At 71.0% G+C, this 23956-nt stretch carries 20 protein-coding genes and 1 other RNA gene; 15 read left to right on the top strand and 6 right to left on the bottom strand.

Features of this window, described 5'->3' with window-relative positions; genetic code table 11:
• The first annotated feature begins 6 nt into the window (after nt 1–6).
• The 4 genes from mtrB to hpf all read left to right on the top strand — a co-directional run bounded on the left by mtrB (nt 7) and on the right by hpf (nt 5174).
• Nucleotides 7–1776, top strand: coding sequence for an MtrAB system histidine kinase MtrB (gene mtrB / locus Van01_RS30835; RefSeq protein WP_204015095.1), 1770 nt, complete (start codon nt 7–9; stop codon nt 1774–1776).
• Nucleotides 1773–3572: an LpqB family beta-propeller domain-containing protein gene (locus tag Van01_RS30830; RefSeq protein WP_204015092.1), complete on the top strand. Its 1800-nt coding sequence runs from the start codon at nt 1773–1775 to the stop codon at nt 3570–3572. Before mtrB ends, Van01_RS30830 begins: the two co-directional genes overlap by 4 nt.
• Before the next feature lie 43 nt (nt 3573–3615).
• Complete coding sequence (locus Van01_RS30825) at nt 3616–4278, top strand: ComF family protein (protein WP_204015112.1); 663 nt, start codon at nt 3616–3618, stop codon at nt 4276–4278.
• Between the two features lie 248 nt (nt 4279–4526).
• Nucleotides 4527–5174, top strand: a complete 648-nt coding sequence (gene hpf, locus Van01_RS30820) for a ribosome hibernation-promoting factor, HPF/YfiA family (RefSeq protein WP_204015089.1) — start codon at nt 4527–4529, stop codon at nt 5172–5174.
• Between the two features lie 88 nt (nt 5175–5262).
• Here hpf and Van01_RS30815 read toward each other — a convergent pair whose 3' ends face one another.
• Together Van01_RS30815 and Van01_RS30810 are read right to left on the bottom strand one after the other, a co-directional pair.
• Nucleotides 5263–6390, bottom strand: coding sequence for a GNAT family N-acetyltransferase (locus Van01_RS30815; protein ID WP_204015086.1), 1128 nt, complete (start codon nt 6388–6390; stop codon nt 5263–5265).
• A complete protein-coding gene (locus tag Van01_RS30810; RefSeq protein WP_239099397.1) occupies nt 6387–7541 on the bottom strand; it encodes a GNAT family N-acetyltransferase in 1155 nt (384 codons plus the stop codon). The genes Van01_RS30815 and Van01_RS30810 overlap by 4 nt, the downstream gene beginning before the upstream one ends.
• A 161-nt stretch (nt 7542–7702) precedes the next feature.
• Here Van01_RS30810 and secA point away from each other — a divergent pair, with 161 nt between their 5' ends.
• Nucleotides 7703–10630: a preprotein translocase subunit SecA gene (secA, locus tag Van01_RS30805; RefSeq protein ID WP_204015080.1), complete on the top strand. Its 2928-nt coding sequence runs from the start codon at nt 7703–7705 to the stop codon at nt 10628–10630.
• A gap of 138 nt (nt 10631–10768) precedes the next feature.
• Here secA and Van01_RS30800 read toward each other — a convergent pair whose 3' ends face one another.
• Both Van01_RS30800 and Van01_RS30795 read right to left on the bottom strand, forming a co-directional pair.
• Nucleotides 10769–11473 (bottom strand): Rv3235 family protein, encoded by a 705-nt coding sequence (locus Van01_RS30800; protein WP_204015077.1) that lies wholly within the window; start codon nt 11471–11473, stop codon nt 10769–10771.
• Nucleotides 11474–11584: 111 nt separating this feature from the next.
• Nucleotides 11585–11821, bottom strand: a complete 237-nt coding sequence (locus Van01_RS30795) for a helix-turn-helix domain-containing protein (RefSeq protein WP_199172207.1) — start codon at nt 11819–11821, stop codon at nt 11585–11587.
• 207 nt (nt 11822–12028) lie between these two features.
• Between Van01_RS30795 and Van01_RS30790 the strand changes: the two genes are divergently transcribed.
• Nucleotides 12029–12547, top strand: a complete 519-nt coding sequence (locus tag Van01_RS30790) for a DUF6912 family protein (protein ID WP_204015074.1) — start codon at nt 12029–12031, stop codon at nt 12545–12547.
• A gap of 19 nt (nt 12548–12566) precedes the next feature.
• On the opposite strand, the gene Van01_RS30785 is transcribed toward Van01_RS30790, so the two are convergent.
• Nucleotides 12567–13550 carry a hypothetical protein gene (locus Van01_RS30785; RefSeq protein WP_204015071.1) on the bottom strand — a complete coding sequence of 328 codons (984 nt, stop codon included), beginning with the start codon at nt 13548–13550 and terminating at the stop codon, nt 12567–12569.
• 284 nt (nt 13551–13834) lie between these two features.
• On the opposite strand from Van01_RS30785, the gene pruA reads away from it, so the two are divergent.
• From pruA to Van01_RS30745, 8 genes are all read left to right on the top strand, one after another.
• Nucleotides 13835–15463 carry an L-glutamate gamma-semialdehyde dehydrogenase gene (gene pruA / locus Van01_RS30780; protein ID WP_204015069.1) on the top strand — a complete coding sequence of 543 codons (1629 nt, stop codon included), beginning with the start codon at nt 13835–13837 and terminating at the stop codon, nt 15461–15463.
• Nucleotides 15464–15684: 221 nt separating this feature from the next.
• On the top strand, nt 15685–16200 hold the full coding sequence (locus Van01_RS30775; RefSeq protein ID WP_204015067.1) for a PadR family transcriptional regulator: 516 nt from the start codon (nt 15685–15687) through the stop codon (nt 16198–16200).
• 101 nt (nt 16201–16301) lie between these two features.
• A complete protein-coding gene (gene prfB / locus Van01_RS30770) occupies nt 16302–17423 on the top strand; it encodes a peptide chain release factor 2 (RefSeq protein ID WP_204015065.1) in 1122 nt (373 codons plus the stop codon).
• 118 nt (nt 17424–17541) lie between these two features.
• A complete protein-coding gene (ftsE, locus tag Van01_RS30765) occupies nt 17542–18222 on the top strand; it encodes a cell division ATP-binding protein FtsE (RefSeq protein WP_093406596.1) in 681 nt (226 codons plus the stop codon).
• A gap of 70 nt (nt 18223–18292) precedes the next feature.
• Nucleotides 18293–19168 carry a permease-like cell division protein FtsX gene (ftsX, locus tag Van01_RS30760; protein WP_204015063.1) on the top strand — a complete coding sequence of 292 codons (876 nt, stop codon included), beginning with the start codon at nt 18293–18295 and terminating at the stop codon, nt 19166–19168.
• 165 nt (nt 19169–19333) lie between these two features.
• Nucleotides 19334–19813 carry an SsrA-binding protein SmpB gene (smpB, locus tag Van01_RS30755; protein WP_093406601.1) on the top strand — a complete coding sequence of 160 codons (480 nt, stop codon included), beginning with the start codon at nt 19334–19336 and terminating at the stop codon, nt 19811–19813.
• Nucleotides 19814–19919: 106 nt separating this feature from the next.
• Nucleotides 19920–20295, top strand: a transfer-messenger RNA (tmRNA) gene (gene ssrA / locus Van01_RS30750).
• 90 nt (nt 20296–20385) lie between these two features.
• Nucleotides 20386–21336, top strand: coding sequence for a hypothetical protein (locus tag Van01_RS30745; RefSeq protein WP_204015109.1), 951 nt, complete (start codon nt 20386–20388; stop codon nt 21334–21336).
• 14 nt (nt 21337–21350) lie between these two features.
• On the opposite strand, the gene mdlC is transcribed toward Van01_RS30745, so the two are convergent.
• On the bottom strand, nt 21351–22946 hold the full coding sequence (gene mdlC / locus Van01_RS30740) for a benzoylformate decarboxylase (protein ID WP_204015061.1): 1596 nt from the start codon (nt 22944–22946) through the stop codon (nt 21351–21353).
• A gap of 296 nt (nt 22947–23242) precedes the next feature.
• Here mdlC and Van01_RS30735 point away from each other — a divergent pair, with 296 nt between their 5' ends.
• Nucleotides 23243–23833: a YqgE/AlgH family protein gene (locus Van01_RS30735; RefSeq protein WP_204015059.1), complete on the top strand. Its 591-nt coding sequence runs from the start codon at nt 23243–23245 to the stop codon at nt 23831–23833.
• The last annotated feature ends 123 nt before the right edge of the window (nt 23834–23956 follow it).

Genomic DNA, 23956 nt, shown 5'->3' with positions numbered 1-23956 from the left:
CGCACTGTGACCACCTCCCCGATCCCCGATCTCGACCCGACCTCCCGCCGGCGTGGCCCCGGATGGGAGTTGTGGCGTGGGGTCAGTGGTCGGCTGGCCCGGTCGCTGGCGCGGCTGCACCAGACCTGGCGTCGCTCGTTGCAGGTGCGGGTGGTGACCATCACGTTGGTGACGTCCAGCCTGCTGGTCGGTGGGTTCGCCTACCTGATCGCCGACAAGATCACGAGCATCCTGCTGGACAACGCCAAGACCGACGTCCAGCTGCGGCTGCTCAACGGCGCGGAGTACGCGGCGAAGCAGTTCAGCCTCTACAGCCAGCCCCAGGAGGCCCAGCTCCAGGAGACGATCGACGGCACCGTCACCTATCTCGCCGGCGGCGACCCCCAGCAGAACAGCGGCGTGGTGGTGGCCCTCACCGCGGAGAACTGGCCCGGGGTGATCGAGGCGCGCACCTCGCCGTCGGCGGACGTCCGGCCCCTGATCAGCCCCGAGCTGCGCGCGGCGGTCGCCGACGGCAACGTGGCAAACCAGATCCGTACCGGCCGGCTCACCGGCGACGTCGAGCGGAAGTACCTTGTCTACGGCTCCCCGGTGCCGACCCGGTTCGGCCAGGTGGAGCTCTACTACTTCGTGCCGCTCACCCTGCAGGACGCCACGGCGGCACAGGCGCGGGCCACGGTGGTGGCCACCGGAGTCGCCCTGGTGCTGCTGCTCGGTCTGCTCGCCGCGCTGGTGACCCGGTTGGTGGTGATCCCGGTACGGGTGGCCGCCCGGACCGCCCAGCGACTCTCGGCCGGCCTGCTCGACCAGCGGATGGCCGTCAACGGTGAGGACGACCTGGCGCTGCTCGCCGCCTCGTTCAACCAGATGGCCACGAACCTGCAACGGCAGATCCTGCGCCTGGAGGAGATGTCCCGGCTGCAACGCCGGTTCACCTCGGACGTCTCACACGAACTGCGGACCCCGCTGACCACGGTACGGATGGCCGCCGACCTGATCTTCGCCGAGCGCGACGGGTTCGATCCGGCGGTGGCCCGCAGCGCCGAGCTGCTCCAGGCCGAGCTGGACCGCTTCGAGGAACTGCTCACCGACCTGCTGGAGATCAGCCGGTTCGACGCGGGCTTCGCGGTGCTCGACGCCGAGCCGACCGACCTGGTGCCTGTGGTCCACCGGGTGGCCGACCGGCTGGCCGGCCTGGCCGAGCGGGTCGGGGTGGCCATCGAGCTGGACGTCCCGGCCGCCCCGGTGATCGCCGAGATCGACCCGCGCCGGGTCGAACGGGTGCTGCGCAACCTGGTCGGCAACGCTGTCGAGCACGGCGAGGGCCGGCCGGTGCGGATCACCCTGGGAATGGACGAGACAGCCGTCGCGCTTACCGTCCGCGACCACGGCGTCGGGCTCAAGCCGGGCGAGGAGAAGCTGGTCTTCAACCGGTTCTGGCGGGCCGACCCGTCGCGGGCACGGCAGACCGGCGGGACCGGGCTGGGCCTGTCGATCAGCCTGGAGGACGCCCGGCTGCACGGCGGCTGGCTGGAGGCGTGGGGCGCACCGGGGCAGGGCGCGCAGTTCCGGCTCACCCTGCCGGCGCGCGCTGGTGACCGGCTGACCACCTCGCCGCTGCGACTGGTGCCGGCCGACGCCGACCTGCCGTTCGGCGGCACGCCCGCCGGGGGACTGCTGGCCATCGGGCCCGGCCCGGCTGGCGCGCTCGCCATCGGCCCGGCGCCCGGTCCGACACCGCCTGCGGAGCAGCGGCGCGCGGAGGTGGGCTCGTGAGGCGTCGACTGCTGACCGGAGCCCTCGGCGGCGCGCTGGTGCTGGCCGTCGCCGCCGGGTGCGGGATCCCCGACCGCAGCGAGGTGCAGATCGAGCAGCGCGGCCCGGCCGCGGAGACGAACTGGTCGCTGGGGCGCGGTACCGAGCCGCCGACCCGGGAGGCCAGCGGCAGCGACGCCGAGGCGTTCGTGCGCAACTTCCTGGCCGCGGCGGCCGGCGAGCCGGACCGGGCGTACGAGCGGGTCAAGCGGTTCATCGCCACCTCCGAACGCAGCGGGTTGCCGGAGAAGCAGGGCAGCGAGGTGGCGCTGTCGGTGGTGCGGCTCACCGACGATCCGGTGATCGAACCGGACGTCGACAGCATGAAGGTCACCATCAGCGTGCAGCAGGTCGGCCTGTTGCGGACCAACGGCATGTTGGTGCCGCCGGTGGCCACCGAGTCGACGTACGAGTTCCGGCTGGTCAGTGCCGGTCCGGTGGGCGATGAGGACGCCGGCTACTACGTCAGCGACCCGCCGAACGTGCTGCTGCTCAGCGACGACGCGCTGCGCCGGTTCTACCAGGCGGAGGCGATCTACTTCTGGAACTCCGACCGCACCCGGCTGGTACCCGATCAGCGGTACCTCTCCTCTGCCGTGCCGGCGGAGCGCCGGGTGAGCGAGGTGATCCGGTGGTTGACCGCCGGCCCCTCGGAGTGGCTGCGGGTCGGCGTCTCCGGTCTGCCCGACCGCACCGAAATGATCAACAATGCCACCGGTTCGGACGGCCGGTGGGAGGTCAACCTCGACATGCCGGGTGCTGACGAGCGGCGGCTGGAGCAGCTCGGCACCCAGTTGGCGTGGTCGCTGCGGGAACTGCACGGCACCGTCGAGGTGAAGATCCTCAACCAGTCCCGCAAGGTGATCAACCTTGAGGAGCAGCGCCGGCTGAACCCGCTGGACCTGATCGACGTCAACGCCCGCCGATACTGCGTCTACGAGGGGGCCATCCACTCGCTGACAGTGGCCGGCGAGGCCGCCGGCTCGGTGCCGGTCGCCCCCGAGGTGAACCGGAGCATCGTCTCCGCCGGGCTGCGTCGCGTCGACACGGACGTCCTGGCCGCCGTCGTGGTGGCAGGTGAGGACGGGCGGCAGCGGCTGGCCGTGGGCCGTGGCGGCGGCGCTGTGGAAACCCTCACCACCGGCCCCACCCGGTACGCCGCGATGAGCCGCCCGGTCTGGATCCGCAGCGACGGTACCCGCCCGGCCGGCCTGGTGGTCGCCGACGGCCGGCTCTACCGCTTCGACGACCAGGCGGCGACCCGGCAGGTCCAGCTCGGTCTGCCGGGCCGGGTCAGCGCCGTGGCGGCGGCGCTGGACGGGCACCGGCTCGCGCTGATCGTCGACGGCGCGCTGCATGTCGCCACGATCAACTGGGAGGGCGGGGTGCCGACGGTGGGCCCGGCCCGGCGGTTGGTCAGCTCGCTGACCGGCGCCACCGCTGTGGACTGGTCGGCGGCGAACCGCCTGCTGGTGGCCGGCTCGGCCGGCCGGCCGGCGATCTACGAGGTGAGCGTGGACGGTGCGCTGGAGACCCCGCTGCGGGAGGACACCGGCAGCCAGGTCGACCACCTCGCCGCGTACCCCGCCACCCCCGAGCGGTCCCCGCTTGCCGGCTCGTTCATGTACGAGGCGAACGGGGTGGCGTACCGCAGCAACCCGTTCGAGCGGATCAACCGGGAGCAGGTTCAGGACGTGACACCCCCGCCGGCGGGCGTACGGCCGGGCAACCCCACCGCACCCGTCTTCCTCTACTGAGCAGACCGTGACGGGCGGGCTCTGGGCGGACCTGGCCGACCTGCTGCTGCCCATCGAGTGCGCCGGCTGCCGGGAACGCCGCCCGGGGCTGCGGCACGGGGTGTGCCCGGACTGCGTCGACGCGCTACGGACGCTGCGCCCGGGGCCGGTGCGGCCGGTCCCGGCCCCGGCGGGGCTGCCGCCCTGTCACGCCCTGGGTCCGTACGGCGGGCCGTTGCGGGAGACGCTCCTGGCGTACAAGGAACACGGCCGGCACGGCCTGGCCCGGCCACTCGGTGCGCTGCTCGCCGAGGTCGTCGCCACGGCGGTCGGTCCGGTGGGGCCGGTGCTGCTGGTGCCGGTGCCGGACACCCCGGCGGCGGCCCGGGCCCGCTACGGCGACCACCTGGGCCGGCTGGCCCGGCACTGCGCCCGCCGACTTCGGGCGGCGGGTTGGCCGGTGCGGGTGCACAACGCGGTACGCGCCCTGCCCCGACCGGACTCGGCCACGCTGGACAGCGCGGGCCGGGCAGCGGCGGCCACCGCCGCCTTCCGGGCCCGGTCGGGCCGTGGCCCGGCGGTTGCCGGGTCGCGGGTGGTGCTGTTGGACGACATCGTCACCACCGGGGCGACCCTCGCGGCGGTCAGTCGCGTACTTACCGTGCGTGGGCTGTCGCCGATCGGAGCGGCGGTGCTGGCTGCGACACAGAAAAGGCACCAACAGTGACCGATCGTGTTTCCGTTTCACCCCTTCGTGTATGAGGTGTGGAAATTCTCCGGGTGGTCTTGGCAACCGGGGGTGACTGTCGGGCTAACAGGAGTTAGCGTTTGGCTGTCGGGGGTAGGAAGGTCATCCCACCCGCCCCCGGCGGTGAGAGGAGGCGTAGCCGTATTGACCGGTCGACGCCGAATGGGGCCGTCCCCCGGGCGCGACCGGAGTTCCGGATCGAAGACCGTCCGAACGAGGGAGGTCACGTGGACATCGTGGTCAAGGGCCGTAACGTCGAAGTGCCGGATCATTACCGGGTGCACGTAGCAGACAAGCTTGCGAAGATCGAACGCTACGACCACAAGCTCATTCGTGTCGATGTCGAACTGTTCCACGAGCGCAATCCGCGCCAGGCCGATCATTGCCAGCGGGTGGAGATCACCTGCTATTCGCGTGGCCCGGTGATTCGGGCCGAGGCCTGCACCAGCGACTTCTACAGCGCGCTCGACTCGGCGATCGCCAAGCTCGACTCCCGGCTGCGTCGCGCGGCCGACAGGCGTCGGGTACACCGTGGCCGGCACGCGCCGCTGTCGGTCGCCGCCGCGACCGCCGGCCTGCCGGTGGCCGACCTCCCCGCGCTCTCCGCCCCCGCGGAGACCAGCAGCGCCGCGGAGACCAGCACCGCCACGGCGGTGGCCGAGCGGCCCGAGGAAGAGTACGTCGACGACCAGCCGTGGCACATCGCCCGGGAGAAGGTGCACCCGGCCGAGCCGATGACCATCGATGACGCCCTGTTCCAGATGGAGCTGGTGGGCCACGACTTCTATCTGTTCCAGGACAAGGAGTCCGGCCGCCCGAGCGTGGTCTACCGGCGGCACGCCTACGACTACGGCATCATCTCGCTGGACATCTGACCGGCACGGCGGCCCGGGTCGGCACCACCGACCCGGGTCGCCGGCGCAGCACCGGACCTGGGCCGCCCGCCCGCACCACTGGTTCTCGTCAGCCGATCGGATCCGTCGGTAGCAGTCCGTAGACAGTGGAGTCGACGCGGCTGCCGGCCGCGCCGGGCAGTCGGCCGCGGAGCAGCCCCTCCCGCCGGAAGCCGGCCTTTCCCAGTACCCGCTGGGAGGCGGCGTTCTCCGGCAGGGTGCCGGCCCACAGCCGGGACAGGCCGACGTGGTCGAACCCCCACCGGGTGAGCAGGCGTACGGCGCGGGTGGCGTGGCCGCGTCCGCGCCATTGCGGCAGCAGGCTGTAGCCGATCATCGCCTGGCCGCTGTCGGGCTGGTCGGGCAGGAGCATGCAGTTGCCGGCGAACTCCCCCGAGACGGCGTCCAGGATGGTCATGGCCGCGGCGGTGCCGACCAGCCACTGACTCTCCGCACCGTGGCAGCGTCGCTCGATCTCGTCCCGGGTCGGTGCCCCCGGCGGCACCCGGCTGGCCACCACCTCCGGGTCGCTGTGCAGGCGGTACGTCTGCTCGGTGTCCTCCGGCCCGAGCCGGCGCAGCATGACCACCCCGTCGGTGAGCCGGCCGTCGGGCAGGTCCGGCAGGAGTCGCCTCAATGGTCCGGGCGGGTCGTCGGAGAGTCGTACCCACACCATCCGGTCCCGCCGGCCGCCGCCTCGAACGGCCAACGCGGAGCGGCGTACCCCCTCGGGACGGAAGCCGGCGGCCAGCGCGACCCGCTGGCTTGCCGTGTTCTCCACCCGGGTGAGCAGCTCCAACCGGGCGGTGCCGGTGGCGAACGCGTGTTCGGACAGGGCCCGGGTGGCGGCGGTCGCCACCCCGCCGCCGCGCGCCCACGGTGCCACCCAGTAGCCGATCTCGGCCTGGCTCCGCTGCGGCACCACATGGCTCAGACCCACGGTGCCGAGCAGCCGGTCGGTCGTCGGGTCGGCGATGGCGTAGGCGGCCCCGCCACCGGCGAAGGCGGCCGGCGCGCTCTCCGTGATCCACAGGCGGGCGTCGGCCTCGGTGTACGGGTCGGGCAGGCCGTCGAGGAACCGCTGGGTGAGCGGATCAGCGCAACCGGCGACGACGTCGTCCACGTCGCCGAGGTGGAACGGCCGCAGCCGCACCCCGGGTGCGTCGATCCGCTGCTCGCTCCGGCGCGGTGCGGTCATGACAGGTCCTGCGCGAGCAGCGCGCCGACCCAGGCGTCGATGCGGGCGCCCCGGTGGTTGAGGGCCCCGCGAGCGGTGCCCTCCATCGCGAAGCCCGCCTTCTCGGCGGCCCGCCTGGAGGCGACGTTGCCGACGTTTGCCCGCCATTCGATCCGGGCCAGCCCGAGGGCGGTGAAGCCCCAGGCGCAGAGCGCCGCGAGGCCCGCCGGCTGGTAACCACGCCCCCGGGCGTGCGGCGCGGTCATGAAGCCGACGTCGGCCAGCAGCGGATCGGTAGGCGACAGGCGCAGGTCCACCGAGCCGGCGTAGCGGTCCGTGGCGTCGGCGATGACGAAGTTGGCGGACGTGCCCGAGGCCCAGGTGCCCCGCACGAACCGCAGGAAATCCTCGGCGTCCGGGCGGGTGTAGTTCTCCGGCACTGTCGTCCAGCGCAGCGTTTCCGGGTCCTGGCAGGTGGTGACGATCGCGTCGAGGTCGCGTTCCTCCATCGGGCGCAGGCTCAACTCCTGCGGGCCGGCGGTGGCGAACAGGGTCGGTTGCGGCCGGCCGAAGACGACAGCGCGTCGGGCGTCCAGGGTGCCCTGACCGGCCGGACCGACCTCGCCGGATGCCGGTACGTCACCGGGCAGCAGTGAGCCGAACCACTCGTGGGCGCCGCCCGCCGGGTCGGCGGCCCGCAGCCGGCCCTCGATCCGGAAACCGGACCGGAGCGCGACCAGCCGGGAGGCGTGGTTGCCCACCTGGGCGCCCCAGAGCAGCCGGCGCAGTTTCAGCTCGTCGAAGGACCACCGGGCGACCGCCCGGACGGCCCGGACGGCGACGCCCTGTCCACGCGCCCACGGCGCGGTCCAGTACCCGATCTCGCTGAGTTCGTGGTGGCGGTCGATGGTGTTCAGCCCGCAGGCACCGAGCAACTCGCCGGTGGCGGCGTCGCAGACCGCGAAGGGCGCGGCGGTGCCGAGTTCCCACTGCCGGGCCCGGTCCGCGACGAAGCTCCGCGCATGTTCGTGCCGGTACGGGCGAGGTACGGTGGTCCAACGCTGAATGTCCGGATCCTGGCAGGCCCGGTACACGGCGTCGGCGTCGGTCGCCCGCCACTGTCGCAGTACCAGGCCGTCCTCGATGATCTCCACGGGCTCCACCCGAGTCATCGTGCCGGATCGTTCGCCCACGGCGTAACCGGATAACCGGGACGCGGACGGGAGCGGGGAGTGTTATGTCGGTTTCGCGATGGCCGACCACCGCCACCAGTGACCATCGGCCCGATGGAACGCCTACGATGGTTCGAGACTGTCTAGGGGAGCGTTGATCCGTGTCGATTCTGGAAAAGGTCCTCCGCGCGGGCGAGGGGCGCATGGTGCGCCGCCTCAAGGCGATCGCCGCCGCCGTCAACTCGATCGAGGACGACTACGTCAACCTCACCGACGATGAGCTGCGCGACATGACCGAGCAGTTCAGGGAACGCCTCGCCGACGGCGAGACCCTGGACGACCTGTTGCCTGAGGCGTTCGCGGTCTGCCGGGAGGCGGCGGCCCGGGTGCTCGGCCAGCGGCCGTACGACGTGCAGGTGATGGGCGGCGCGGCGTTGCACTTCGGCAACATCGCCGAGATGAAGACAGGTGAGGGCAAGACCCTCACCTCGGTGATGCCCGTCTATCTCAACGCGCTGTCCGGCAAGGGCGTGCACGTGGTCACGGTGAACGACTACCTGGCCCAGCGCGACGCCGCCTGGATGGGCCGGGTGCACGAGTTCCTCGGCCTGAGCGTCGGTGTGGTGCTGCCCAACCGGCCGGCGGTCGAGCACCGCGCGGCGTACGAGTGCGACATCACCTACGGCACGAACAACGAGTTCGGTTTCGACTACCTGCGCGACAACATGGCCTGGTCGAAGGACGAGCTGGTCCAGCGCGGTCACAACTTCGCGGTGGTCGACGAGGTCGACTCGATCCTGATCGACGAGGCCCGTACCCCGCTGATCATCTCCGGCCCGGCCGAGCACTCCGCCCGCTGGTACGGCGAGTTCGCCGCGGTGGTGGCCCGTCTCGAGTCGGGCAAGGACGGCGCTGGTGACTACGAGGTCGACTACTCCAAGCGCACCATCGCGGTGACCGAGCGGGGCGTGGCGAAGGTCGAGGACCGGCTCGGCATCGACAACCTCTACGAGTCGGTGAACACTCCGCTCGTCGGCTACCTGAACAACGCGATCAAGGCCAAGGAGCTGTACAAGCGCGACAAGGACTACATCGTCAGCGACGGCGAGGTCCTGATCGTCGACGAGTTCACCGGCCGCATCCTGCACGGTCGCCGCTACAACGAGGGCATGCACCAGGCGATCGAGGCCAAGGAGGGGGTGGAGATCAAGCAGGAGAACCAGACCCTGGCCACCATCACCCTGCAGAACTACTTCCGCCTCTACGACAAGCTGGCCGGCATGACCGGTACCGCGCAGACCGAGGCGGGCGAGTTCAACAAGGTCTACAAGGTCGGCGTGGTGACCATCCCGACCCACCGGCCGATGATCCGTGAGGACCGGGCTGACGTCATCTACAAGACCGAGCAGGCCAAGTTCAACGCGGTGATCGAGGACATCGCCGAGCGGCACCAGGCAGGTCAGCCGGTGCTCGTCGGCACGGTCTCGGTGGAGAATTCCGAGATCCTGGCCCGGCTGCTGACCCGCCGGGGCATCCCGCACTCGGTGCTGAACGCGAAGTTCCACGCCCGGGAGGCGGAGATCGTCGCGCAGGCGGGGCGCAAGGGCGCGGTCACGGTCGCCACGAACATGGCCGGCCGGGGCACCGACATCCTGCTCGGCGGCAACCCCGAGTTCCTCGCGGCCAACGAGCTGCGCCAGCGCGGGCTGGACCCGCTGGAGAACGCCGAGGAGTACGACAAGGCCCTCGAAGAGGTGCTGCCGAAGTGGAAGCAGGCCTGCGACGCGGAGGCCGAGGAGGTCGCCGCCGCCGGTGGGCTCTACGTGCTGGGCACCGAGCGGCACGAGTCCCGGCGGATCGACAACCAGCTGCGTGGCCGGTCTGGCCGGCAGGGCGACCCGGGCGAGTCACGGTTCTACCTGTCCCTGCAGGACGAGCTGATGAAGCGGTTCCGCTCCGGTGCGGTGGAGGCGGTCATGGACCGCTTCAACATCCCGGAGGACGTGCCCATCGAGTCGAAGATGGTCACCCGCCAGATCAAGAGCGCCCAGGCCCAGATCGAGGGACAGAACGCCGAGATCCGTAAGAACGTCCTCAAGTACGACGAGGTCATGAACAAGCAGCGCCAGGTGATCTACGCCGAGCGGCTGCGGGTACTCAACGGCGAGGATCTCTCCGACCAGGTACGCAACATGATCGACGACACCATCGAGGCGTACGTGCGGGGGGCCACCTCGGACGGCTACGCCGAGGACTGGGATCTCGAGCAGCTCTGGTCCAGCCTCAAGCAGCTCTACCCGGTGGGCATCACCATCGAGGAGCTGGAGGAGGAGGCCGGCGGGTCGCGGGCCAGCATCGACGCGGACTTCCTGCTCTCCCGGCTCAAGGAGGACGCGAACGCCGCGTACGACAGGCGTGAGGAGCAGCTCGGCGCCGAGGGCACCCGGCAGTTGGAGCGGATGGTGCTGCTCCAGGTCATCGACCGCAAGTGGCGTGAGCACCTCTACGAGATGGACTACCTCCAGGAGGGCATCTCGCTGCGGGCGTACGCCCAGCGCGACCCGGTGGTGGAGTACCAGCGCGAAGGCTTCGACATGTTCGCCACCATGATGGACGGCATCAAGGAGGAGACTGTCGGCTTCCTCTACAACCTCGAGGTGCAGGTCAACGAGCCGGAGCCCGAGGCCGAGGAGGTCCAGCTGCTGGACAAGCCGGTGGAGATCCGGGCCAAGGGCCTGGGGCGGGCGCCGCAGCAGCAGGGTCTTCAGTACTCCGCGCCGACAATCGACGGTGAGGCCGGTGCCGGTGGCGTCGCCGTCCAGCGTGAGGAGCAGCGGGCTCCCGCGCTCGGCATCGGCCGCCCCGAGCAGGCCGCACCCGCCGGACCGGGGCGGACGGCACCCACCGCGCCGCAGCGTCCGGCCGGCGGCCTGCGCGGCCCGGCGGTTCCGGTAAGCAGCGCCCGTCAGCCCGCACCCGGGCAGGCGAGCGCCAGCAACGGCCCCTCCCGCAACGCGCCGTGCCCCTGTGGCTCGGGCCGTAAGTACAAGCGCTGCCACGGTGCCCCCGGCGGCACCTCGGCCAGCTGAGGATTCACCTGCGCCGCAGCTCGCGCCCGATCCAGGATCGACCGGCCCCGACCATGGGTCACCCGGTCAGGGATCGGGCGCGAGCTCGTCTGATCCCGGTGAACCGGCGGCGGGGTGCGCGCCCGCGAAAGCGGCAGGTCACAGGACCCGCAGGTCGGTGCAGAGCCAACTGCCGCGCCGGTGCTCCAGCCGCAGCGCCATCGCCCAGCTGCGCCCACCGAAACCGGTGAGCACCGCCGCTGCCTCGATGGCGGTGGGGCGGGGCTCGCAGACCCGGAGCCGTCGCAGCCGCACCCCGGGGCGCGCTGAGCGTCGCCGAGGCGGTGCCGCGTGGGCGGTGGCGCGGGCCAGCTCGGGTAGCAGCACCGCGGCCCGGGTCGGGTCGAGTTGACGCCGTAGCTGCACCGGGGGCCGGAAGCCGTTGAACACCTCCAGGCAGGTGGCGACGAAGCGGTGGGCGACCCGGGTGGCCGCCGCGGTGGCCGTGGCCAGCGCCTCGGGCGGCAGGTGTCGGGTCGGGTCTTGGCCGCGCCCGGCCACCCCGCCGACGGGCCAGCCCGGCCCACCGTCCCCGGTGGGCCGCCCGGTCTCACCGGAGCTCGGCGCGCCCGGGGCGATCGGCCGGCGGCCGGAGCGGATGGCGCCCGACGACGGCGGTGGCCGCTCCGGGCCACGGCCGACCGACAGGTGGCGGCCGGTGGCGAAGAGGTCGAGAGCGAGTTGACCGTCGGTCGGGCGGGGCCACCCGGCGGCCTCCTCGTCGACCGAGGGCGGCTCGAAGGCGGGTGCCGGCCGCAGCCGCACGGGTGGGCGCGTCGGCCCGGGCCGCCGGAGGTCGGTCATCGCGCTACCCCCTGCCGTCAAGCGCTTTAGATTGCGTTTGCCTTCGTTTGCCTTCGACAACCTTGATTCTCCGGCACGGCAGAGCTGGCGGTCAATGCCGCAGCAGGGGTCCTACCGCTCCTCGGGATCGCGTTCGGCGAGCGGGTTGCCGCGTACCCACTCGGCGGTCTCCGCGTACTTGCGCTCGATGTACTCCTCCAGGCGAGCACGCTCCACCCGCCACTGCCCCCGGCCGCCGATCTTGATGGCTGGCAGCTCGCCACTGCGCACCATGTGGTAGACCTGCGAATCCGACACGTTCAGCTCGGTGGCCACGTCGGACAGGAGCAGGAACCTCGGTTCCACCAGAACTCCCCGGGTTGACGTCGTTCGCCTCAGTTTGCCACCGGACGGCACCTCCGACCAATCCGCTCCCCGCCCGGCGGGACACACCGGCCAACCGCCGGAACTTCCACGAAAGCGGTACGGGGTGTATGACGGTCAGGGCGAACGGGCAGGGCCGTACGCCTGCCCGGCGGTGTCGCCGCCGGGCGGAGCAGAGCGGGGGAGACCACGGTGACCGACCAGCTTGTCCGGGTCTACGTGCCGGCGACCGTGCCCATGCTGGCCAGACTGCCGGAGCAGGGACTCGCCGCGACGCAGGCGCACGCGGTCACCCCGACGCTGCGGGAGTGGTACGCGGAAGGCGACGAGGAGGAGCTGGAGTACGTCGCCTTCACCCGAGCCGCCCAGGACGCCCTGCAACTGATCCGGCACGACCCGGCCGCGCCCCGTCGACGGGTGGTCGTCTCGGCGGACCTGCCCGCCACGGCGATCGGTCGGGGCGACGGGGAACTGGGCTCCAGCGTCGTGGCGTTGCGCGGCCCGGTGCCGGTGGCGGCCGTCGCTGCCGTGCACATGGACGGGGTGGACGCCGCCACCGACGTCGCCGCCGCCGTCCAGGTGGTGTTGGAGGCTCTGGCCGGCGACCCCGACGCCCAGTTCACTGTCGATGGTGCCGAGGACCACGAACTGGAGTGGTACGACCCCAGCGAGCTGGAATCGCTGCTCCGCGCCACCGCCGCGGAGAGCTGACCGCCGCCCGGGCCGCCGACTACGCCTCGTCGTCGGCGGGCGAGCCGAGCGTACGGCCGAAGCTGACCACTGCGGTCAACGCGCCGACGAACAACACCCAGATGGCGTTGTCCACCCGCGACGTGCCGAGTGAGGTCTGCGCGACCGCGTCCGCCTCGCTGAGCGCGGCGGCCAGGTCGATGAGCGAACGCCCGCCGATCCGGATGATCACCTCGGTGAGCAGGAGCAGCAGGCCCGGTCCCGCGCCCGCCACCAGGTACGCCGGCCAGCGCGGTCCGGCCCCGCCGCCGTCGCGTACGGCCCGTCGCCGCGCCCAGGTGAGATAGCCGAAGGCCAACCCGCCGGCGATGAGCCCGGCCAGCAGGGACTCGGTCCGGGAGACCCAACTGGCCGCGTTGACGAGCGACTGCTGGCTGTCGCCGGCACCGAAGAGGTTGAACAGCGGATCCCGGGCCACGCTGAAGGCCACCACGAACACCAGGGTGCCAAGTGCGGCGGCGGCGACGGCTCCCACCACGGCACCGTTGCGGGCACCGGCGAGCGCGCCGCCGATGACGGCCGCGGCGGCAGTGGTGCCGGCGATCGTGCGGGTGGTGACATCACCGGCGTAGCTGAGGTCGATCGCGAGCGCGGCGAGCAGTCCGACGAGCAGGCCGGCGCCGACCGCCACCGCGAAGCGCAGGGTCACCCGTTCGGTCCGGCGGGCAACCGGTTCACCTGCGGCAAGCCCGACGGCCGCGCCGGCCACCAGCGCGGCCGAGATCACGCCGGGCAGCGCGAAGGCGGAGAGACTGACAGCCGTGACGCCTGCTGTCGCCGAGCTGATCGCCTCCCGGGTCGACCAGAGCATCGCGGCCAGCCAGCCGGCGGCCAGCAACGCCAGCGCCGCCGCTCCCGGTGCGGGCGCCGGCCGGCCGGTGGTCGGGTGGTCGTCGACGCCCGGTTCAACGGCCTCGGACTGGTCGGGCTGAGCGGCGGTCGGCCCTCCGGGCTCGTTGCTCATGGTCTCCCCTTCGCCGCCGGGCCCGACCGGGCCGGAACGTCACCGGCAACCCAGCGTACGCGGCCGGGGCAGGCGGGAGCCGGAAGCCCGCAGGGCCTGCATTCCTTCGGCTACATGTCCCTTTCGGGTACGAATCGGTTCCGGTGGGCCTGGGCTGCCTCCTGATCAATGGTCTGCCGGTGGCCGTGGTGTGCTCGTCCGACGCCGGGCGTGGAAAGATTGGCGCAGGTCCCGCCACTACGGGGCCGGTTTCGCCATCGCCGTCGAGATCGCCAGGAGCCCTGATGGACGCCGTGTTCTCCGTACCCGAGCCGCGTAACGAGCCGGTGCGCACCTACGAGCCGGGTAGCGCCGACCGCGAACGTCTCCAGCGGCGGCTCACCGAGCTGGCCGCCGAGCGGATCGACCTGCCGATGACCATCGCGGGTGACCAGCGGATGGCCGGTGGCGAGCCGATCCCTGTGGTCCAGCCGCACAAGCACGCACACGTGCTCGGGGTGACCGGGCACGCCACCCACGACGACGCGCGGGCGGCGGTCAAGGCCGCCAAGGACGCCGCGCCCGGTTGGCGCGCACTGCCCTTCGAGGAGCGGGCCGCGATCTTCCTGCGCGCCGCCGAGCTGCTCTCCGGACCGTGGCGGGACACCCTGAACGCGGCCACCATGCTCGGCCAGTCGAAGACCGCCGTGCAGGCCGAGATCGACTCGGCCTGCGAGTTCATCGACTTCCTGCGGTTCAACGTGCACTTCGCCCGCAACCTGCTGGCCGAGCAGCCGATGTCGTCGCCAGGCGTGTGGAACCGGTTCGACCACCGGCCGCTGGAGGGCTTCGTCTACGCGGTCACCCCGTTCAACTTCACGGCCATCGCCGGCAACCTGCCCTCGGCGCCGGCCCTGCTCGGCAACACGGTGGTCTGGAAGCCCGGCCCGACCCAGCAGTTCGCCGCGCACTTCACCATGCGCCTGTTCGAGGCGGCCGGGCTGCCGCCCGGCGTGATCAACATGGTCACCGGTCGGGGCGAGGATGTCTCCGACGTGGTGCTCGCCGATCCGGACCTGGCCGGCATCCACTTCACCGGGTCGACGAAGGTCTTCCAGCAGTTGTGGCGCACCGTCGGCGAGAACATCGCGACCTACCGCGGCTACCCCCGGCTGGTCGGCGAGACCGGCGGCAAGGACTTCGTGGTCGCGCACTCCAGCGCCGATGTCGACGCGCTGCACACCGCGCTGATCCGGGGTGCCTTCGAGTACCAGGGGCAGAAGTGCTCGGCGGCCTCCCGCGCGTACGTCCCGCGTTCGCTCTGGGACGGTGGCCTGCGGGACCGGCTGGCCGCCACCGCCGACGGGCTGGCCTACGGCGACGTCACCGACTTCCGCAACTTCGGCGGCGCGGTCATCGACGACAAGGCGTACGCCCGGCACACCGCCGCCCTCGAACTCGTCACCTCCGACGACAGTTGCCGGATCATCGCCGGCGGCACCGCCGACGACTCGGTCGGCTGGTTCGTCCGACCGACGATCTTCGAGTGCGGCGACCCGGCGCACGAGACCTTCACCACCGAGTACTTCGGTCCCATCCTCGGCGTGCACGTCTTCGACGACGCCCGCTTCGACGAGGTGGTCACGCAGGCCGAGGCGATCGCCCCGTACGCCCTGACCGGGTCGATCTTCGCCACCGACCGCCGGGTGGTCGACGCGGTGGCCGAGAAGATGCGGTACGCGGCCGGCAACTTCTACATCAACGACAAGCCGACAGGTGCGGTGGTCGGGCAGCAGCCGTTCGGCGGTGCCCGGGCCAGCGGCACCAACGACAAGGCGGGTTCCTGGCACAACCTGGTCCGCTGGACGTCCCCCCGGACGATCAAGGAGACGTTCGTTCCGCCTACCGACCACACCTACCCACACATGGGCTGAAAATGTAACGACAAGCCCCGACCCGACGCCTTGCAGGATGAGTCAGGAGGGGCCCTTGTCGACCCCGCGCCCGGTGAGCCGGGCCGGGGGCGGCCGGGGGACGCCTGGCGGGCCGGTGCGGATGGACCGTCGCGCGCCGACAGTGCACATAGGAAACCCCAACGGGTGGCGAAAAGGGGAAATCCTGGACGCCGGCCCGGCAAAGTGGCAGCGTGAGGGGCATGGCGGAATCCGGAGTGAACCCCACGGCGGCGGCCCTGCTCGGGCTGCTCCATGAGGGTCCCATGACAGGTGGCCAGTTGATGGCCGCCGCCGAGCGCCGACTGGCGCCGTACTGGTCGATGACCCGAAGCCAGGTCTACCGCGAGTTGCCGGTACTGGCCGAGCGAGGTTTCGTCCGGTTGGGTAAGCCGGGGCCGCGGATGAGTCAGCCGTACGCGATCACCGCAGCCGGAAAACGGACATTCTCCCGCTGGCTGGCCGAGGATCCGGGGCGGGACACCATCCGCAACCCGATCGCCCTGCGCATCGCCTTCGGGAACCTGCACTCCCCGAGTCAGCTGAAGAACCTCCAGGCCGCGGCCAACGAGTACCACACGGACGCGCTGGCCCGGGTCCGCGAGCAGGTCAAGAACGCCAAGAAGGACGGCGACACGTACGACGCGAGCGCACTGGAGTTCGCCGTGGCGTACCACCGCGCCGCCCTGTCCTGGCTCAAGAGCGCCGCCGCCGGCTGAGGCCGCCGCCGGGCCCGCCTCCTCGTCCGAGCTGGGTTTGTTTGGCTCGGACTGCGGGGCTCGCAAGCTCACTCCTCGTCCGAGCAGTACCCTTGTCTGTCGTGACCGCTGCCGACTTCTCCGAACAGCTCAAGGAACTCGACGCCACCCTGCGCAACATCGAGGCGGTGCTCGACCTCGACCGTCTCCGCGAGGACAAGGCCCGCCTGGAGCAGGAGGCGTCCGCCCCGGACCTCTGGGACGACCAGGCCCGCGCCCAGCAGGTGACCTCGCAGCTGTCGTACGTCAACGGCGAGATCGACAAGCTCGGCAGCCTGCGGGCGCGGCTGGACGACGCGCACGTGCTGCTGGAGCTGGCCGAGGCGGAGTCCGACTCGGGGGTGCTCACCGAGGTTGAGTCGGAGATCACCGGGCTGACCAAGGCCATCCAGGAGATGGAGGTCCGCACGCTGCTCTCCGGCGAGTACGACTCCCGGGAGGCGCTGGTGGCCATCCGGGCGGGCGCCGGCGGCGTGGACGCGGCCGACTTCGCCGAGATGCTGCTGCGGATGTACCTCCGCTGGGCCGAACGCCACGGCTACCCCACCGAGGTCTACGAGACCTCGTACGCCGAGGAGGCCGGCCTGAAGTCGGCCACCTTCACGGTCAAGGTCCCCTACGCGTACGGCACGCTCAGCGTGGAATCCGGCACCCACCGGCTGGTGCGGATCAGCCCGTTCGACAACCAGGGGCGGCGGCAGACCAGCTTCGCCGGGGTCGAGGTGCTGCCGGTGGTCGAGCAGACCGACCACATCGACATCCCCGAGAACGAGATGCGGATCGACGTCTACCGCTCCTCGGGCCCGGGCGGGCAGAGCGTCAACACCACCGACTCGGCGGTGCGGATCACCCACATTCCCACAGGCATCGTGGTGACCTGCCAGAACGAGAAGTCGCAGTTGCAGAACAAGGCCTCCGCGCTGCGGGTGCTCCAGGCCCGCCTGCTGGAGCGCAAGCGTCAGGAGGAGCAGGCCAAGCTCCAGGGCCTCAAGACCGACGCCGCCGGCTCCTGGGGCGACCAGATGCGTTCGTACGTGCTGCACCCGTATCAGATGGTGAAGGATCTGCGGACCGAGCAGGAGACCGGCAACCCGACCTCGGTATTCGACGGTGAGCTGGATTCGTTCATCGAGGCGGGGATCCGCTGGCGCAAGCAGCAGCAACTGGCCGGCGACCGAGCGTGACCGATCGTGGGCGGAGCGCGCCGTCGATCTCCACCTGACGTGCTGATTTGATGACTTGCCCCGCAACGGCGGGGCGTGGGACTTGGCACCGCAGTTACACGGCGTAGACTCACCACCCGTGATTCAGCTTGAGCAAGTGACGAAGACGTACCCGAAGGCGTCGCGGCCTTCGCTCGACAACGTGTCCGTGTCGATCGACAAGGGCGAGTTCGTCTTCTTCATCGGCCCATCCGGCTCCGGCAAGTCCACGATCGTCAAGATGCTGCTGCACGAGGTGGTCCCCAACAAGGGCCGCGTCGTCGTCAACGGCAAGGACGTCACGTCGATGCGGTCCTGGAAGCGCCCGCACTTCCGCCGTTCGATCGGCTGCGTCTTCCAGGACTTCCGGCTGCTGCCCAACCGCACCGCGTACGAGAACGTGGCCTTCGCGCTGGAGGTGATCGGCAAGACCAAGGCGGTGGCCCGCCGGGTCGTGCCGGAGGTGCTGGAACTGGTCGGCCTCGGTGGCAAGGAGCACCGCTACCCGCACGAGCTCTCCGGCGGTGAGCAGCAACGTGTGGCGGTGGCCCGGGCGTTCGTGAACCGTCCGCTGATCCTGCTGGCGGACGAGCCGACCGGAAACCTGGACCCGGACACCTCGATCGAGATCATGCGCCTGCTGGACCGGATCAACCGCACCGGCACCACCGTCGTGATGGTCACGCACGACTCCAACATCGTGAACCAGATGCGCCGTCGGGTCATCGAGATCGAGAGCGGCCGCATCGTTCGCGACCAGGCCCGCGGCGTCTACGGGTGACGGCACCTACCCCCACCGCACCCCGATCTGACGACGAACACCTCACGCCGGAGAGCCGGAGGAAATCCCGATGCGGATGAAATACGTCATGTCCGAGGTACTGGTCGGACTGTGGCGCAACGTGACCATGACCGTCGCGATGATCATCACGATGGCGGTCTCGCTGACCATGCTCGGCGCCAGCGGCCTGATCTACACGAAGGTCGCGGACATGAAGCAGCTGTACTTCGAGAACATCGAGGTTTCGATCTTCCTGAACGCCGACGTGACGGACGAGCAGCGCAGCGCGATCGCTGCCCAGCTGGAGTCCGACCCGCTGATCTCGCAGGCCACGTACGTCAACAAGGACGAGGCCTTCCAGCGCTTCCAGGAGATGTTCCGGGACTCGCCGGACCTGCTCAGCGCGGTCAAGGCGGACCAGCTTCCGGAGTCGTACCGGCTCAAGCTGGTCAACCCGGAGGAGTACAAGACCATCTCCGACCAGTACACGGCGGTCGAGGGCGTCGACCAGGTGGTCGACCAGAGTCAGGTGCTCGACAAGATCTTCAACCTCTTCACCGCCGGGCAGAACATCGCCCTGGTCGCCGCGATCGCGATGGCCGTCGCCGCGCTGCTGCTTGTCGCCAACACCATCCAGGTCGCGGCGTACAGCAAGCGCCGTGAGGTCGCGGTCATGAAGCTGGTCGGCGCGTCCAACTGGTTCATCCAGGCACCGTTCGTGCTGGAGGCGGTGGTCGCCGGTCTGATCGGCTCGATCCTGGGCCTCGGCGCGCTGGCCGCGCTCAAGGTGTTCCTCTTCGACGGTGCGCTCAGCGCCCTGCAAGGGCTCTTCGCGCCGGTGAGTTGGGGCGAGGTGTTCCTGACCTTCCCGGTGATGGCCGGGGTCGGCGGTCTGATCAGCGCGGTCACCGCCTGGGTCACGCTCCGCTTCTACCTGCGGGTCTAGCGTCTTCCGCGCGGGCTGCGGGGACTTCCCGCCCGCGCCGGACAAGGGCCCTTCCGTGCTGGAATAAACGGCGCGGGAGGGCCCTTGTCGTTCGGGTAGCATGATCTCCGCTCTGCGGCCGGCCAGGTCGGCCAGGGACGGCAACGAAAGGGAGGTGGCGCGGCGATGCCACGGGAGAAGGGGCGCAAGGTCGTCGCCTCCAACAAGAAGGCGCGTCACGACTACGCCATCCTCGACACGTACGAGGCGGGCATGGCGCTCACCGGCACCGAGGTGAAGTCGCTGCGGGCCGGGCGAGCCTCACTTGTCGACGCGTTCGCCCAGGAACGGGACGGCGAGCTGTACCTGCACAGCATGCACATCCCCGAGTACGTGCAGGGCACCTGGACCAACCATGAGCCCCGGCGTACCCGGAAGCTGCTGCTCAAGCGGCTGGAGATCGACCGGCTGATCGGCAAGCTCCGGGAGAGCGGGCTGACCCTGGTGCCGCTCCAGGTCTACTTCTCCGACGGCTGGGCCAAGGTGGAGATCGGCCTGGCGAAGGGCAAGAAGGCGTACGACAAGCGCCAGGACCTCGCCAAGCGGGACGCCGACCGGGAGATCCAACGGGCGGTGGGCCGGCGAGGCAAGGGGATGAACGACTGATTTGTCCGGATCATCCCGCGCTGGCGCGTCGCCGTGGGCTCGGGATGAATCCGGTTGCGGCAGGCGTTAGGCTTGTCGGAGCCGCCGGAACCCGGCGGCCTGTCGAGGGGGTGACTGGTTTCGACTTCGTACGTTGCGGCAGGGGAAGCGAGCCGAGGAAGCCGACGTCGTCTCGAGAATCGTTCGTCGGAAACCAATAAGCGCCAAGAACAATCGCGCTGACTTCGCTCTCGCCGCCTGAGGCGAGTAGCAAGTCTGTCGGCCTGGGAGCGCCTTCGACCCAGATAGCCGGCATCAGCTAGAAGGCTGGCCAATCGGACCCGGTCGCGGGGTCCGTGCGGCGAGATCAATCAGCGACTGGGCCCGTCACACCGACTCGCTCGCGTGATCGGAGGGGCCGAGTAGAGGCACAGCGAGCTGCGCTCGGAGAAGCCCTGACAAGGCGGCGAAGGACCCGGGTTCGATTCCCGGCACCTCCACCACCTGACTGCGCGCCCCGGTCACTGACCGGGGCGCGCAGTCGTCTTTCGCCGGCCCGGGAACCAGTCGCAGTGCCGCGCCGTCAGACCGGTATGCGCCGCACCCTCGCCCTTGTTGGCCTGCCACTGCTGATGATGGCCGCTGGTTGCGCCCCGGCGGGCAGCGAACCGACAGGTCCGGGCCTCCCGACCGACCGGCACGAGGCGTTCGAGCAGCGGGCCACGGCTGTCGCGCAGGCGTGGCGTCCGGGTGCGGAGTGGACCACCAGCTACGTGCCGCTCCAAGAGCCCACGGTGCTCCTCGGCGACCCCGCGTTCACCGAGGAGACCAAGCTCGCCTTCCACGCCGGCTGGTACCGGGAGCAGGTGCCGTTGCCGTCCGGGCGGCCCGACGACGGGACCGTCCGTTTCGCCGACGGGGAACTCCGCGTGCCACTTGTCACCGCAGCCGAGGCGTACCGGCAGATCGACAAGGGTGACCCGCCACCCTGTCCAGGGCGACCGAAGGACCCGGGTACGCCGCCACCGGCCAACCCGCCCGACGGGCCGGACGCTCCGGTGAGCAGCGAGCCGCAGGCCGCCTGCATCCCGCTCACCGTCACCAACGTCGAACTGGGCTCCGCGCCGGTGCACACCACCCGGGGCGAGGCGCAGGTGCCGGCATGGCTGTTCACCGTCGAGGAGATCAACGCCGTGGTGGCCCGGGTCGCTGTCGCAGACGACGCCGTCGATGCCCTGCCCGAGCCGGTCGCGCCGGCCACGCCCGCGCCACAGGACCTGGTCAGCGCGCAGGACATCGAATCCGTCGACGGTGCGACGCTCACCTTCCGGCTCGGTGTCGGCAGCTGCGACACCGGGATCACTCCGCTGGTGCAGGAACACGACCATCTGGTGGTGGTCGGTGGCACGGTGGTGCGGTCGACAGGCGTCTGCGACGACATGCTCAAGCTGGAGCCGGTGGCCGTGACGCTGCGGGCACCCCTGGGATCCCGTCCGGTCCTGGACGTGGTCAGCGCGTCGCCGCTGCGCTTCGCCGCGAGCTGACCGGACACGCCCGCTCAGAGGATCGGCGGCACGTCGGTGCGGATCGGCACCGGCAGCACCGTCGGCCCGTCGGACCGGAGCGCCGTGGCCAGCGCCTCGCCGAGCCGATCGGCGGTGTCGACAACAGTGGTGGCGCAGCCGTAGCCGCTGGCGATCGCCGTGACGTCGATGCCGGGCAGGTCCAGGCCGGGTACCCCTGGGGTCTGCTTGAGTTCGGCGAACGCCTTGAGGATCGCGTACTGCTTGTTCACCGGAACGACGACGACGAGCGGCAGCCGCAACTGGGCGGCGGTCCAGAGAGCCTGGACCGAGTAGTGGAACGAGCCGTCGCCGATCACCGCGACCACCGGCCGGTGGCGGCCGGTGTCGCGCTGGGCCAGCGCGATGCCGACGGCCGCCGGCAGGCCGTAGCCGAGACCCCCGCTGGCCATCGTGAAGTACGACCCGGGGGTGTCGAACCGCAACCGGCGACGCAACGCCGACAGGTTGGACGGGGACTCCTGCACCAGGACGCCGTCCTCGGGCCAGTGCCGGGCCAGCGCGGCGAAGAGTGCGTCGGCGCTGAGGGGGACCGAATTCTCCACCGGCGACGGTGCGGGCCGGGCGGCAGGTGGCGGCCGGTCCGCCGGTGGCACCAGATCGGCCAGCGCGGCGAGGGTGAGCCCGGCGTCGCCGAGGAGGCTGTCACCGACAGGTGCCCGGGCCGCCTCCTCCGGATCGTCGGTTACGTGCAGCAGTCGGGCCCCGTCGGGCAGCGTCTCGCCGGGTACGTGCGGGTAGTACCGGAACACCGGGGCACCGACCACGAGCACGGTGTCGTGTCCCCGGAGCTGCTCGGCCAACGGGCCGATCGCGAAGGGCAGCACGCCCCGGAAGTACGGGTGGTTCTCGGGGAAGGCGGTCCGTTCGGGTGCGGGGGCCGACCAGACCGGGGCGACCAGCCGCTCGGCCAGGGCGACCCCGGCCGCCCACCCGTCGGACCGGTCCACGGCGGCACCGAACACAAGCGCCGGCGACCGGCTCGTCGCCAGTGCCGCGGCGAACTGACGCAGCCGCTCCGGATCGGGAGCGAACCGGGTGGCCACCGTACGGACCTGTGGCGGCGGGTCGGCGGGCTGCGCCCAGTCGTCGAGCGGCAGGGAGAGGAAGACCGGGCCGGTCGGCGGCTGGACCGCTGTGGCGTACGCCCGCATGAGCGCCGCCGGGACGTCCTGGGCCCGGACCGGCTCGTGGGCCCACTTGACGTACGGCTGGGGCAGTTCGGTGGGATGGCGGGCGGTGAGCCGGGGTTCGAGCAGCAGCATCTCCCGGGTCTGCTGGCCGGCGGTGACGATCAGCGGGGTCCGGTTGTGCCAGGCGGTGACGATGGTGCCCATGGCGTTTCCGGTGCCCGGCGCCGTGTGCAGATTGACGTGTGCCGGAGCCCCGGTGACCTGAGCGTAACCATCTGCCATGCCCACCGCGGACGCCTCGTGCAACGCGAGCACGTACTGGAAGTCGTCGGGGAAGGCGTGCAGGAACGGCTCCTCGGTGGAGCCGGGGTTACCGAAGACTGTGGTCATGCCCAGGGCCCGAAGCAGGTCGTAGGTGGTGTCGCGGACCGTTGCCATCGCTACTGAATGTATCGGGGCTACTCGGGTGTACAGGGCATTTCGCCACTGCTCCGGCGCTGGCTTCCCCCGCCGCCTGGTGCGGTGCCACCGCACGGATGGTGAGTCGGCCACCGGTGCCGCCAGCCCCGTCCGTTCCGTCTGTCGATCACCCGACGCTCAGATCTTCGCCTGGGTCGGGGACGCAAGCTATGGTGCCAGGCATGGCGATGACAGCGCGGATGTCACCGGTTGGGCCCACCGTCGACGAGTGTGACCGGTTCCGCCTCGCTGTGCACGACTGACGGGTGCGCGTGATGCAGGGAGAGGGGCAGGCGATCGGCGGGCGGGCGACGGAGTCGATGACCGGGAAACTGCTGGTCGCGACACCGGCGCTGAAGGACCCGAACTTCGACCGTACGGTCGTGCTCCTGGTCGCGCACGAGCCTGGCGGTGCGCTCGGTGTGGTGCTCAACCGGGCCACCGAGGTGCCGGTCGCGGACGTGCTGCGCGACTGGGGCGACCTGGCCCGCCACCCGGCGGTGCTGTTCGAGGGCGGCCCCGTGCAGCCCGACTCCGCGATCTGCCTGGCCCGGATGCGTCCGCCGGTGCGCCGCCTCAAGGGCTTCCACCAGGTTTCCGGCGCGGTGGGCACGCTCGACCTGTCGGTCGACCCGCACCGGCTGCGGGAGAACGTGCAGAGCATCCGGGTCTTCGCCGGTTACGCGGGCTGGGGCACCGGGCAGCTGGAGCAGGAGATCGAGGACGGCTCCTGGTTCGTGCTCGACGCGCTGCCCGGTGACGCGTTCGTCGACCGCCCCGACGACCTGTGGCCGATGGTGCTGCGCCGACAGGGCGGCATGATGGCCGCGGTCGCCCACTTTCCGCCGGACGTGGCGCTGAACTGACGGGCGGCGGCGGGCACCCCCGCGAGATGACCATGCCCAGGGGCGTGTGTATAGTTCTTCCAGTGCCCGGGCAACCGGGACGACAGCAAGGGGCCGTGGCGCAGCTGGTAGCGCACCACACTG

It is taken from the genome of Micromonospora andamanensis, assembly GCF_016863495.1.
Lineage (GTDB): Bacteria > Actinomycetota > Actinomycetes > Mycobacteriales > Micromonosporaceae > Micromonospora > Micromonospora andamanensis.
This window is presented reverse-complemented; position numbering and strand designations above follow the sequence as displayed.